The 12,655-nt window shown below is 68.1% G+C and carries 11 protein-coding genes and 2 rRNA genes (1 of these 13 cut by a window edge); 12 read left to right on the plus strand and 1 reads right to left on the minus strand.

Annotation, left to right across the window (positions count from 1 at the left end):
* The 12 genes from B6R96_RS29515 to B6R96_RS29570 form a co-directional block, all read left to right on the plus strand.
* Positions 1 to 1,584: ribosomal RNA gene (locus B6R96_RS29515) — 23S ribosomal RNA — on the plus strand; it begins 1,539 nt to the left of the window's first position.
* 76 nt (positions 1,585 to 1,660) lie between these two features.
* Positions 1,661 to 1,777: ribosomal RNA gene (gene rrf, locus B6R96_RS29520) — 5S ribosomal RNA — on the plus strand.
* A 139-nt stretch (positions 1,778 to 1,916) separates the two neighbouring features.
* Positions 1,917 to 2,507, plus strand: a complete 591-nt coding sequence (locus tag B6R96_RS29525; RefSeq protein WP_030388110.1) for a CDP-alcohol phosphatidyltransferase family protein — start codon at positions 1,917 to 1,919, stop codon at positions 2,505 to 2,507.
* A gap of 100 nt (positions 2,508 to 2,607) precedes the next feature.
* Positions 2,608 to 5,103: a mannose-1-phosphate guanyltransferase gene (locus tag B6R96_RS29530; protein WP_030388111.1), complete on the plus strand. Its 2,496-nt coding sequence runs from the start codon at positions 2,608 to 2,610 to the stop codon at positions 5,101 to 5,103.
* 109 nt (positions 5,104 to 5,212) lie between these two features.
* Complete coding sequence (locus tag B6R96_RS29535; protein ID WP_030388112.1) at positions 5,213 to 6,121, plus strand: DUF881 domain-containing protein; 909 nt, start codon at positions 5,213 to 5,215, stop codon at positions 6,119 to 6,121.
* Entirely contained in the window at positions 6,118 to 6,450 is a 333-nt protein-coding gene (locus B6R96_RS29540; protein ID WP_007262894.1) for a small basic family protein, read from the plus strand. Before B6R96_RS29535 ends, B6R96_RS29540 begins: the two co-directional genes overlap by 4 nt.
* Positions 6,451 to 6,455: 5 nt before the next feature.
* Positions 6,456 to 7,403, plus strand: a complete 948-nt coding sequence (locus B6R96_RS29545) for a DUF881 domain-containing protein (protein ID WP_081524109.1) — start codon at positions 6,456 to 6,458, stop codon at positions 7,401 to 7,403.
* Between the two features lie 85 nt (positions 7,404 to 7,488).
* The gene (locus tag B6R96_RS38290) at positions 7,489 to 8,433 is read left to right on the plus strand and encodes an FHA domain-containing protein (RefSeq protein ID WP_234431884.1); all 945 of its coding nucleotides are present in this window, start codon (positions 7,489 to 7,491) and stop codon (positions 8,431 to 8,433) included.
* Positions 8,434 to 8,479: 46 nt separating this feature from the next.
* Positions 8,480 to 9,253 (plus strand): transcriptional regulator FtsR, encoded by a 774-nt coding sequence (gene ftsR, locus B6R96_RS29555; RefSeq protein WP_203351674.1) that lies wholly within the window; start codon positions 8,480 to 8,482, stop codon positions 9,251 to 9,253.
* 51 nt (positions 9,254 to 9,304) lie between these two features.
* Positions 9,305 to 9,778, plus strand: coding sequence for a bifunctional nuclease family protein (locus B6R96_RS29560; RefSeq protein ID WP_030009777.1), 474 nt, complete (start codon positions 9,305 to 9,307; stop codon positions 9,776 to 9,778).
* Positions 9,779 to 9,958: 180 nt separating this feature from the next.
* A complete protein-coding gene (locus B6R96_RS29565) occupies positions 9,959 to 10,597 on the plus strand; it encodes a MerR family transcriptional regulator (RefSeq protein ID WP_079404306.1) in 639 nt (212 codons plus the stop codon).
* A 58-nt stretch (positions 10,598 to 10,655) separates the two neighbouring features.
* Positions 10,656 to 12,101 (plus strand): DNA polymerase IV, encoded by a 1,446-nt coding sequence (locus B6R96_RS29570; protein WP_081524110.1) that lies wholly within the window; start codon positions 10,656 to 10,658, stop codon positions 12,099 to 12,101.
* 162 nt (positions 12,102 to 12,263) lie between these two features.
* Here the strand turns inward: B6R96_RS29570 and B6R96_RS29575 are convergent, their stop codons facing one another.
* Positions 12,264 to 12,629, minus strand: a complete 366-nt coding sequence (locus B6R96_RS29575; protein ID WP_030388118.1) for a PRC-barrel domain-containing protein — start codon at positions 12,627 to 12,629, stop codon at positions 12,264 to 12,266.
* Positions 12,630 to 12,655 lie beyond the last annotated feature (26 nt).

The raw sequence follows: 12,655 nt of genomic DNA on the forward strand, positions 1-12,655 counted from the left end.
ATCGAATCAGGCGATGCTAAGTCCGTGAAGCCGTTCCGGACCCTTCGGGGAAAGGAAAGTGGTGGAGCCGACGAACCAGACTTGTAGTAGGTAAGCGATGGGGTGACGCAGGAAGGTAGTCCAGCCCGGGCGGTGGTAGTCCCGGGGTAAGGGTGTAGGCCGAGGGGTAGGCAAATCCGTCCCTCATTAAGGCTGAGACCTGATGCCGAGCCGATTGTGGTGAAGTGGATGATCCTATGCTGTCGAGAAAAGCCTCTAGCGAGTTTCATGGCGGCCCGTACCCTAAACCGACTCAGGTGGTCAGGTAGAGAATACCGAGGCGTTCGGGTGAACTATGGTTAAGGAACTCGGCAAAATGCCCCCGTAACTTCGGGAGAAGGGGGGCCATCACTGGTGATCGGATTTACTCCGTGAGCTGGGGGTGGCCGCAGAGACCAGCGAGAAGCGACTGTTTACTAAAAACACAGGTCCGTGCGAAGCCGTAAGGCGATGTATACGGACTGACGCCTGCCCGGTGCTGGAACGTTAAGGGGACCGGTTAGTGACCTTTCGGGGTTGCGAAGCTGAGAACTTAAGCGCCAGTAAACGGCGGTGGTAACTATAACCATCCTAAGGTAGCGAAATTCCTTGTCGGGTAAGTTCCGACCTGCACGAATGGCGTAACGACTTCTCGACTGTCTCAACCATAGGCCCGGTGAAATTGCACTACGAGTAAAGATGCTCGTTTCGCGCAGCAGGACGGAAAGACCCCGGGACCTTTACTACAGTTTGATATTGGTGTTCGGTTCGGCTTGTGTAGGATAGGTGGGAGACTTTGAAGCAGCCACGCCAGTGGTTGTGGAGTCGCCGTTGAAATACCACTCTGGTCGTGCTGGATGTCTAACCTCGGTCCGTGATCCGGATCAGGGACAGTGTCTGATGGGTAGTTTAACTGGGGCGGTTGCCTCCCAAAGGGTAACGGAGGCGCCCAAAGGTTCCCTCAGCCTGGTTGGCAATCAGGTGTTGAGTGTAAGTGCACAAGGGAGCTTGACTGTGAGACCGACGGGTCGAGCAGGGACGAAAGTCGGGACTAGTGATCCGGCGGTGGCTTGTGGAAGCGCCGTCGCTCAACGGATAAAAGGTACCCCGGGGATAACAGGCTGATCTTCCCCAAGAGTCCATATCGACGGGATGGTTTGGCACCTCGATGTCGGCTCGTCGCATCCTGGGGCTGGAGTCGGTCCCAAGGGTTGGGCTGTTCGCCCATTAAAGCGGTACGCGAGCTGGGTTTAGAACGTCGTGAGACAGTTCGGTCCCTATCCGCTGTGCGCGTAGGAATATTGAGAAGGGCTGTCCCTAGTACGAGAGGACCGGGACGGACGAACCTCTGGTGTGCCAGTTGTCCTGCCAAGGGCACGGCTGGTTGGCTACGTTCGGGAGGGATAACCGCTGAAAGCATCTAAGCGGGAAGCCTGCTTCAAGATGAGTATTCCCACCTCCTTGAGAGGGTAAGGCTCCCAGTAGACGACTGGGTTGATAGGCCAGATGTGGAAGCCCGGTAACGGGTGAAGCTGACTGGTACTAATAGGCCGAGGGCTTGTCCTCAGTTGCTCGCGTCCACTGTGTTAGTTCTGAAATAACGAACAGCTGTGTCAATGCCAGCGTTCAAATTTCATAGTGTTTCGGTGGTCATAGCGTTAGGGAAACGCCCGGTTACATTCCGAACCCGGAAGCTAAGCCTTTCAGCGCCGATGGTACTGCAGGGGGGACCCTGTGGGAGAGTAGGACGCCGCCGAACAATCATTGTGGGAAAGCCCCGCACCAGCCCTTTCAGGGTTCGGTGCGGGGCTTTTCTGCGTTCGGGGCACCTGCGCGGTCTCCTGTAGGGTCAGAGGGCATCGAACGACCATTTCTACAGTCACAGTGGAGGCCCCCGGGTGGAGGTCCAGGAGACTCGGGTTCAGACTGACCGAATTTTCACCATTCCGAACATCCTGAGCATGGCTCGCCTGGCCGGCGTGCCCCTGTTCTTGTGGCTGATCCTGGCCGAGTACGACGGCTGGGCCCTTGCCGTCCTCATGCTCAGCGGGATCAGCGACTACCTCGACGGGAAGCTGGCGCGGCGCTGGAATCAGATCAGCAAGCTCGGCCGGCTGCTGGACCCTGCCGCGGACCGCCTCTACATCCTGTCGACGCTCTTCGGTCTGACTTATCGCGAGATCCTGCCGCTGTGGCTCACCGGCGCCCTCATCGCGCGCGAGCTGATGTTGCTGGTGATGGTGTGGATCCTGCGCCGCCACGGATATCCGCCCCCGCAGGTCAACTTCCTCGGCAAGGCCGCCACCTTCAACCTCATGTACGCGTTTCCCTTGCTGCTGCTCAGCGACGGAAGCGGCTGGTTGGCCTGGTTGGCGGCAGTTTTCGGATGGGCGTTCGCTGTATGGGGTACAACCCTCTATTGGTGGGCAGGAATCCTTTACGTGGTTCAAGTCCGCCGTCTTGTGAAGGCAGACACCACGGCCGATTGAGCCCGCCCGGCACCGGATGACGCGGAGGAGTCGCGGAGTCACCGAACGAGACGGGCCAAGGTCGGTACGACTGTCGTCTCCCAAGGAGGACTCTTCCGACATGAAGGCCGTCGTGATGGCCGGTGGCGAGGGCACGCGTCTTCGCCCCATGACCTCGAGCATGCCCAAGCCGCTCCTGCCGGTGGCCAACCGGCCGATCATGGAGCATGTGCTCAGGCTGCTCAAGCGGCATGGGCTCAGTGAGACCGTGGTCACCGTGCAGTTCCTGGCGTCACTCGTCAAGAACTATTTCGGGGATGGCGAAGAGCTCGGAATGGAGCTCACCTATGCCCACGAGGAGAAGCCACTCGGCACCGCCGGCAGCGTCAAGAATGCCGAGGAAGCCCTGAAGGACGACGCCTTCGTCGTCATTTCCGGCGATGCGCTCACCGACTTCGACCTCACCGATCTGATCCGCTTCCACAAGGAGAAGGGCGCCCTCGTCACGGTGTGCCTGACCCGGGTGCCGAATCCGCTGGAATTCGGCATCACGATCGTGGACGAGGAAGGCAAAGTCGAGCGCTTCCTGGAGAAGCCGACGTGGGGACAGGTGTTCTCGGACACCGTCAACACCGGCATCTACGTCATGGAGCCCGAGGTCTTCGACTACGTCGATCCGGACGTCTCCGTCGACTGGTCCGGCGACGTCTTCCCCCAGCTGATGAAGGAAGGCCGGCCCATCTACGGCTACGTGGCCGAGGGCTACTGGGAGGACGTCGGCACGCACGAGAGCTACGTCAAGGCACAGGCCGACGTCCTCGAGGGCAAGGTCCAGGTCGAGATGGACGGCTTCGAGATCTCACCCGGCGTGTGGATCGCCGAAGGGGCCGAGGTGAGCCCCGACGCGGTGCTGCGCGGCCCGCTGTACATCGGCGACTACGCCAAGGTCGAGGCCGGAGCCGAGATCCGCGAGCACACCGTCATCGGGTCGAACGTCGTCGTCAAGGGCGGGGCCTTCCTGCACCGGGCCGTCGTCCACGACAACGTGTACATCGGGCCCCACAGCAATCTCCGCGGCTGCGTCATCGGCAAGAACACCGACATCATGCGGGCCGCGCGGATCGAGGACGGTGCCGTCATCGGCGACGAGTGCCTCGTCGGTGAGGAATCGATCGTTCAGGGGAACGTGCGCGTCTACCCCTTCAAGACGATCGAGGCCGGCGCCTTCGTCAACGAATCGGTGATCTGGGAGTCCCGCGGACAGGCACATCTGTTCGGTGCGCGGGGAGTCTCCGGGATCCTGAACGTGGAGATCACCCCCGAGGTCGTGGTCCGGCTCGCCGGCGCGTACGCCACGACCCTGAAGAAGGGGGCGATCGTCACCACCGCCCGTGACCACTCCCGTGGTGCGAGAGCGCTCAAGCGAGCCGTGATCTCCGCGCTCCAGGCCAGCGCCATCAACGTACGGGACCTGGAGAACGTACCGCTGCCGGTGGCGCGGCAGCAGACCGCGCGCGGCAGCGCCGGCGGGATCGTCCTGCGGACCTCACCGGGAGTACCGGACTCCGTGGACATCATGTTCCTCGACGAGCGGGGCGCGGACCTCTCGCTCCAGGGGCAGCGCAAGCTGGACCGGGTGTACGCGCGCCAGGAGTACCGGCGGGCCTTCCCCGGTGAGATCGGAGACCTGCAGTTCCCGGGCAGCGTCTTCGACGCCTACACCGGCTCGCTGCTGCGCCGGGTGGACACCACCGGCATCGCCGATGCCGGGCTCAAGGTGGTCGTGGACGCCTCCAACGGAAGCGCCGGACTCGTCCTGCCCAGCCTGCTCGGCCGGCTCGGCGTGGACGCGCTGACGATCAACCCCGGGCTCGACGAATCCCGGCCGACGGAGACCAGGGAGTCCCGGCGGGCCGGGCTGGTGCGGCTGGGCGAGATCGTGGCCTCGGCGCGGGCGGCCTTCGGAGTGCGGTTCGACCCGGTGGGCGAGCGCATCTCCCTCGTGGACGAGCGCGGGCGCATCATCGAGGACGACCGGGCGCTGCTCGTGATGCTCGACCTGGTGGCCGCGGAGAAGCGCAGCGGCAAGGTCGCCCTTCCGGTGACCACGACGAGGGTGGCCGAACAGGTCGCCGCCTACCACGGTACGCAGGTGGAGTGGACGACGACCTCGCCCGACGACCTGACCCGGGTGGGGCGTGCGGAGAACACCATCTTCGGCGGCGACGGCCGGGGCGGTTTCATCGTTCCGGAGTTCAGCAGCGTCTTCGACGGGTCGGCCGCCTTCGTGCAGCTGCTCGGGCTGGTGGCGCGCACGCAGCTCACGCTGAGCCAGATCGACGCCCGGATTCCGCGGGCCCATGTCCTGCGGCGGGACGTTCCGACGCCGTGGGCGGTGAAGGGGCTCGTCATGCGGCGGGTCGTGGAGGTCGCCGGCGACCGGCAGGTGGACACCACCGACGGGGTGCGGGTGGTCGAGACCGACGGACGGTGGGCGCTGGTCCTGCCGGACCCGGCGGAAGCGGTCACGCACCTGTGGGCGGAGGGCCCCGACGACGCCTCCGCGCAGGCCCTGCTCGACGAATGGGCGGCCGTGGTGGACAGCGCCGGGCACTGATGCCGGGCGCGTGGTGACGTAGGGCGGAAGTCCGGTGGGCCGGTGCCGGGAGTGCGGGCCCGGCCCACCGGATGGACGCATTGGGTGTGTGCGGTGCCGACATGCGACGATGTGCGGCATGTCGCAGCCGCCCCACAACCGGACTTCGGCGTCTCCTGTGCCAGCGCGCCCGGACGCTTCCATGTCGCTGCTGACGCACGTGATGGACCACAGCCTCGACGAGGGCTACGCGGAAGCCGCGGCCCGGCGCGAGGCCGAGGGCACGGCGGGTCTGCCGCGCACCCTCAAGGCCAAACTGGGACTCGCGGCCGGGCTCGTCGTCACCGCCATGGTCGTCACGCTCGGCGCCGCCGAGGCGCGGATAGCCGCGCCGGTGCTGGCCAAGGAGCGTCAGGAACTGATCGACCGGGTGGAGCGGGCCGATGACCGGACGCACGGCCTGGAACGCGACATCGACCGGCTCAGGACCGATGTCGCGGCCCGCCAGCGCGCGGCGCTGAAACAGCCCGGCGGTGGCCAGGGCGAGCTCGTGGCACTCCTGGCGGGTGCCACCGAGGTCCAGGGCCCCGGGGTCAAGCTGGTGGTGGACGACGCGAAGGGCGCGTCCTCGGGCGGCGGCGGAAAGCCGCGGGAGAGCGCCGGCTTCTCGGACACCGGACGCCTGCGCGACCGTGACATGCAGAAGATCGTCAACGGCCTGTGGCAGTCCGGGGCGGAAGCGATCTCCATCAACGGACAGCGGCTGACGGAACTGTCGGCGATCAGAGCCGCGGGTGACGCGATACTGGTCGACAACAGGCCGCTGGTCCCGCCGTACGAGGTGCTGGCGGTGGGGGACAAGAAACGGCTCGGTACGGCCTTCCAGGACTCGGCGGACGGACAGTACCTGCACGTGTTGCAGGAGAGCTACGGGATCCGTTACAGCCTGTCCCCGGCGGACAACCTGCGGTTGCCGGCCGCGTCGAGTCTGACCGTACGCACAGCCACACCAGCAGAGCAGCAGAAGGGTGCATCGTGATCGCGGTACTGGGCCTCTTGGCCGGAGTGGTGGTCGGACTTCTGGTCAGGCCCGAGGTACCGGCCGTGGTGGAGCCTTATCTGCCGATCGCCGTGGTGGCGGCGCTGGACGCGGTGTTCGGCGGTCTCCGCGCGATGCTGGACGGCATCTTCGTGGACAAGGTCTTCGTGGTGTCGTTCCTGTCGAACGTGGTCGTGGCCGCGCTGATCGTCTTCCTCGGCGACAAGCTCGGGGTGGGCTCGCAGCTGTCCACGGGTGTGGTCGTCGTCCTCGGCATCCGCATCTTCTCCAACGCCGCGGCCATCCGCCGGCACGTTTTCCGGGCGTGAGGCCGATGAGTACGAACGACACCCCCGAGGAGCCGGGAGCCGAGGGCCGGCCCCCGCAGCCCCCGCAGCCCGGACCGGCCCCGCAGCCCGGACCGGCCCCGCAGCCCGCACCGGCCCCGCAGCCCGGACCGGCCGCGCAGCCCCCGCAGGCTCCCGCGCCCCCGCAGCCCGCACCGGCCCCGCAGGCGCCGGAGCGCGTGGAGGCGCCGGCGGACGGGCCGCCGGCGCCGCCCGAGGAGACCGGTCGGCAGCGGCTCGCGGCCGGGCTGTGGCCGCCGCGCGTGAGCCGGGCCCAACTGATCGTCGCGTTGCTGCTGTTCGTCCTGGGCCTGGGGCTGGCGATCCAGGTCCGCTCCAACAGCGACTCCAGCGCGCTGCGCGGGGCCCGTCAGGAGGACCTCGTACGGATCCTCGACGAGCTCGACGGGCGGACCAAGCGCCTGGAGGACGAGAAGCAGCGGCTGGAGGACCAGCGCAGAGAGCTGGAGAGCAGCTCCAACCAGGCCGAAGAGGCGCGCAAGCAGACCGTCGAGAAGGAGCGCCAACTCGGCATCCTGGCCGGTACCGTGGCAGCCCAGGGGCCGGGGATCACGCTGAAGATCACCGATCCCACGGGTCAGGTGGAGTCCGACCAGCTGCTGGACACCCTTCAGGAGCTGCGGGCGGCCGGGGCCGAGGCGATCCAGATCAACGGGGTGCGCGTCGTGGCGGGCTCGTACTTCTCCGACGAGAACGGCGGGGTCGCCATCGACGGTAAGAAGATCACACAGCCCTATGAGTTCAGGGTGATCGGCAAGCCGCAGGATCTGGAGCCCGCGCTGAACATTCCCGGCGGTGTCGTCCAGACACTGGAGAAGGAGCAGGCCACCGTCGCCGTCACACGGTCGGCGAAGATCGTTGTGGATGCCTTGCGGGCTGCGAAGCAGCCTGACTACGCTCGGTCGTCATCGTGATGAAGCGGAGTGGAGAGTGGAGCGCCCCACGCGAGTTGATGCCTGCGGGGGGTCGACGCACCGAAGTCGCGGTGCGTGGTGGAAACTGTCTGGTGGTTACGGACGTTGTGAGAATGTCCGGGTCGGCAGGTGTCTGCATTCGGAGTTCGTCCTGCCCCACGGGCGGGTCTGTTTCGGTCAAGGGGAATCGCCCGTGAAGTTGTTTGAGAAGTTGTTCGGCAAGAAGAACCGCGAGGAAGGCGGCGCGGCACGGCACCGCGCCGGCCACGGGGACGCGGAGGCACAGGGGGACCGGCCGCTCTTTCGCGACGAGGTCGCCGGTCCGGGCGAAGTTCCGGGCGCCCCCGGCGCGTCGGCTGTTGACCCTGCTGGTACCGGACGCATAGGTTTCGGTGAACCATCAACCTCAAGTGCGGGTGGAGGGTTTGCCCCCGACCCGTATGCCACCAATGCATCCGCGGGGCAGCCGCGGCACGAGGAGCCGTCCATGTCGGCCGAGCAGATTTGCAGCAGGTGCGGACACCGCAGCGATGCGGCCAGTCGGTTCTGCTCCAACTGCGGTGCGCCGCTGCGGGCGGGTCTGACGCCGGAGCGCGCCTCGGAGACCACGTCCACCATCTCGATCTCGGGCCTCGAGGCCTACGAGGCCGAGGTGTCGGGACAACCGCACGTGTCGTCGTCGCTGTCCCCCGAGGCCCAGGCCGCGGTGGAAGCGCTGCCCCCCGGTTCCGCTCTGCTCATCGTGCGGCGCGGTCCCAACTCCGGGAGCCGCTTCCTGCTGGACGGCGAGCTGACCACGGCCGGCCGCCACCCGCAGAGCGACATCTTCCTGGACGACGTCACCGTCTCCCGGCGGCACGTCGAATTCCGCAGGAACCCGGACGGCGGTTTCACCGTCGGTGATGTCGGCAGCCTCAACGGCACGTACGTGAACCGTGAACCGATCGACTCCGTCGCCCTGCACAACGGCGACGAGGTGCAGATCGGCAAGTACCGGTTGGTCTTCTACGCGAGCCTGCGGGGCATCTGACCCTCCTCCGGACTCCGTCCGGGGGTACCCCCAGAGGGAAGGTTCCATGCTGCGTACCCCGACCGGCGGCGCTCCGGGAAACGGCGCCGCCGGTACCGCCGGCCAGGCAGGGCGGCTGGTGAGCATCGGCACGGTGCTCACCACGCTGCGTGACGAGTTCCCCGAAGTCACCATCTCGAAGATCCGTTTCCTGGAGGCGGAGGGGCTCGTCGAGCCGCGGCGCACACCTTCGGGGTACCGCAAGTTCAGCACCGACGACGTGGAGCGCCTCGCCCGCATCCTGCGTCTCCAGCGTGATCACTACCTGCCGCTGAAGGTCATCCGCGAGCAGCTCGACGCGCTCGCACGCGGTGAGCAGATCCGCATCCCCGGGCCCACCCCGCACGGGGATGCCGCCGGTCCCGCCGGTCCTGCGGCCCTCTACGGCGAAGTGGGGCGGGAGCGGCCCACCGTGGCCCGGGTGGGCCGGGCCGAGCTGATCGCGGCCGCCGGGGTGGACGAGGTGCAGCTGGTCGAGTGGGAGTCGTACGGGCTGATCGCCGAGGGCCCGGACGGCGGATTCGACGCCGAGGCCGTCACCGTGGCCCGGCTCGTGGCCGATCTGGGGCGGTTCGGGCTGGAGCCGCGGCACCTGCGCGCCATGAAGGCCGCGGCGGACCGCGAGGCGGGGCTGGTGGAGCAGGTCGTGGCACCGCTGCGCAGGCACCGCAACCCCCAGACCAGGGCGCATGCGGAGGCCACCTTGAAGGAGCTGGCAGGGCTGTCCGCACGGCTCCACGAGGCACTCGTACGGACCGCTCTGGGGGTCCGGCTGCCCTGAGGTGGGGGGCCCGACTACCCAAACCTGCCGAGCAGGTCCTAGGGTTGCTGTGTGAACGAGCTCGACGTTGTGGGTGTCCGGGTGGAAATGCCCTCCAACCAACCGATCGTGCTCCTGCGTGAAGTGGGAGGCGATCGGTACCTCCCCATCTGGATCGGTCCAGGGGAGGCGACCGCCATTGCCTTCGCGCAGCAGGGGATGGCCCCTGCCCGACCGCTGACGCACGACCTGTTCAAGGACGTGCTGGAGGCGATCGGCGAGGAGCTCACCGAGGTCCGGATCACGGATCTGCGGGAGGGCGTCTTCTACGCGGAGCTCGTCTTCGCCAGCGGGGTCGAGGTGAGTGCGCGGCCTTCCGACGCCATAGCCCTCGCCCTGCGGACGGGGACGCCGATCTACGGCAGTGACGGCGTGCTGGACGACGCCGGAATCGCCATTCCGGACGAGCAGGAGGACGAGGTGGAGAAGTTCCGCGAGTTCCTCGACCAGATCTCGCCGGAGGACTTCGGTACCGGCCCGCAGTGAGGTGTCGGCCGCGTCGCCCTCGGGGAACCTGAGCCCATTCGACTAGCCTTTCCCCGCAAAGGGATACGGGAAACCACTCTCAGGGTGATTATCACTCGGCGTGCCGAGTGTGGCGATCGTTGACGCACCCCTGGTGACTGCCTACCTTCAAGGTGGGCAGGTCAAGGACGGAGGGTCGGCGTGAGGATCACGGGCGACGGTACGACCGGGGGCACCCCCGCACGGAGTGAGGCCGGGGCGTACCCGCTGCACGGTGGTGCGGTCGGCACCGCGCGCCGTCAGCCGGAGTCGACGCCGGTCGGACCGGTGAGCGATGACCCGGAGCCCGAGCAGGTCGGATACCGCGGGCCGACGGCGTGTGCCGCGGCCGGCATCACGTACCGGCAGCTCGACTACTGGGCGCGCACCGGGCTGGTGGAGCCCAGCGTGCGGGCCAACTACGGCTCGGGCACCCAGCGGCTCTACAGCTTCCGCGACGTCGTGGTCCTCAAGATCGTCAAGCGTTTCCTGGACACGGGCGTGGCGCTGCAGAACATCCGCACGGCGGTGCAGCACCTCCAGGACCGCGCTATCGCGGACCTCGAACGGATGACGCTGATGAGCGACGGCGCCACCGTCTACGAGTGCACCTCGCCGGACCAGGTCGTCAGTCTGCTCCAGGGCGGGCAGGGAGTCTTCGGCATCGCCGTGGGCGTGGTCTGGCGCGACGTCGAGAGCGCCCTGTCGCAGCTGCACGGGGAGCGCGTGGACACCGGCGAGACCGTGGTGCGGCACAACCCGACGGACGAGCTGGCCGCGCGCCGCAACCGGGCCGTCTGAGACCGGGCCGTACGGCACCGGCCCGAGCGTTGTCAGTGGCGTAGGGCAGCATCGGGCTGTGAGAGCCGCGCCGACCATCCTGCATCTGGACATGGATGCCTTCTACGCCTCCGTCGAGCAGGCGTCGAAGCCGAGCCTTCGGGGGAAGGCCGTCATCGTCGGCGGCCTCGGACCGCGCGGGGTCGTCGCCACCGCCTCGTACGAGGCCAGGCGGTTCGGCGTGCACTCGGCGATGCCGATGGGGCAGGCGAGGCGGCTGTGTCCCAACGGCGCGTACCTGATCCCCCGCTTCAGCCTCTACCGGCAGGTCAGCGACGTGGTGATGGCCATGCTGCGGGAGCTGTCGCCGCTGGTCGAGCCGCTGAGCCTGGACGAGGCCTTCGTGGACCTGGAGGCGGGAGGGGTCGCCTTCGACTCGCGGACCGCCCGGGAGACCGGGGAGCGGCTGCGGGCCGACATCCGGGCCGCCACGGGGCTCAGCGGGTCGGTGGGGCTGGCGGGGTCGAAGATGCTGGCCAAGGTGGCTTCCGAGGAGGCCAAGCCGGCCGGACTGCTGCTGATCGAGCCGGGGACGGAGCGCGAGCTGCTCGCGCCGATGTCGGTACGGACCCTCCCGGGCGTGGGGCCGGCCACGGGCGAGCACCTGCGACGGGCCGGGATCACCACCGTGGGGAAGCTGGCGGAGGCCGGGGAGGACGAGCTGGTCCGGATGGTCGGCCGCTCCGCCGGCGCCGGGCTGTACCGGATGGCGCTGGGGCTCGACGACCGGCCGGTGGTCGCGGAGCGGGACGCGAAGTCGGTGTCGGTCGAGGACACCTTCGACGTGGACCTGCACGATCGGGTGCGGATCCGCGGCGAGGTGCAGCGGCTCGCCGACCGGTGCGTGCAGCGGCTGCGGGGCTCGGGGCACTCGGGGCGCACGATCGTGCTCAAGGTGCGGCGGTACGACTTCTCCACGCTGACGCGGTCCGAGACGCTGCGGGGGCCCACGGACGACCCGGCGGTGGTGAGGGAGGCCGCGGCGCGGCTGCTGGAGGGCGTGGACACCACGGGCGGGGTGCGCCTGCTGGGGGTGGGGGTGACCGGGTTGGCGGACTACACGCAGGAGGACCTGTTCGCGCAGTCGCTCGCCGCTGAGCCGGACGGGGCGGAGCGGGTGCAGGGGGCGGAGGGAACGCAGGGGGTGCAGGGGGCGGACGGGTCCGGAGGGGACGCCGCGGAGGCCGGCGCCGCCGGGGCGGAGGCCGAGGCCGCCGCCGGGGCCCGTGAGGCCGCTGAGACGCCCGGGGAGCCGGAGCCGTCCCCCGAGCGGCGCTGGTCGGCCGGGAGCGACGTACGGCATGCCGTGTACGGGCCCGGATGGGTGCAGGGCAGCGGCGTCGGGCGGGTGACCGTACGGTTCGAGCAGCCCGGATCGGAGCCCGGCCGGGTGCGGACCTTCCGGGTGGACGACCCCGAACTGGAGCCGTCCGATCCGCTGCCGCTGGTGGGGGACGAAGGCTAGGCCGTCCCTTCCGGATCTTGTCGGACGAGCCCGCGGTGTACCGGTGCCGTACACGGCAAGGCGGAAGGGCGTCCGTGTACTGGACGTACCCGGGCGCCCCGACAACGCGGCCGGGTGCGGTACCGGGCGTCGCGGGCCCGGCAGGATCCGGAAGGGACGGCCTTAGCTCTCGTCGCCCGCCAGGTGGCCGAAGTCGCGGTGGAAGTCGGACGGCAGGGTCGTGTCCAGGCCGTAGTGGTGGTAGAGCTGCAGCTCCTGTTCGGGGGAGAGGTGGCGCCCGACGCCGAAGTCGGGGGCGTCCCTGATGAGAGCGCGTTCGAAGGGCACCCGGAGGGTGTCGCCCACCAGCTCGCTCGGCTCCAGCGGGACGAAGGCGTCCCGGCTGAAGAGCCCGGTCCGGACCGCGGCCCATTCCGGCACACCTGTGGCATCGTCGAGGTAGACCTCGTCGATGGTGCCGATCTTGGTGCCATTGCGGTCGAACGCCTTGCGGCCGATCAGGCTGCGCGGATCGATGTCGGTCTGCACGGTCCCTCCAAAAGGTCGCAACTGCT

The sequence above is a fragment of the Streptomyces sp. Sge12 genome (assembly GCF_002080455.1).
Classification (GTDB): Bacteria; Actinomycetota; Actinomycetes; order Streptomycetales; family Streptomycetaceae; genus Streptomyces.

Excerpts from the sequence above, each read along its gene's own strand:
- B6R96_RS29530 (WP_030388111.1), top strand. The coding sequence starts at position 2,608 with ATGAAGGCCGTCGTGATGGCCGGTGGCGAGGGCACGCGTCTTCGCCCC.
- B6R96_RS29535 (WP_030388112.1), top strand. The coding sequence starts at position 5,213 with ATGTGCGGCATGTCGCAGCCGCCCCACAACCGGACTTCGGCGTCTCCT.
- B6R96_RS29545 (WP_081524109.1), top strand. The coding sequence starts at position 6,456 with ATGAGTACGAACGACACCCCCGAGGAGCCGGGAGCCGAGGGCCGGCCC.
- ftsR (WP_203351674.1), top strand. The coding sequence starts at position 8,480 with ATGCTGCGTACCCCGACCGGCGGCGCTCCGGGAAACGGCGCCGCCGGT.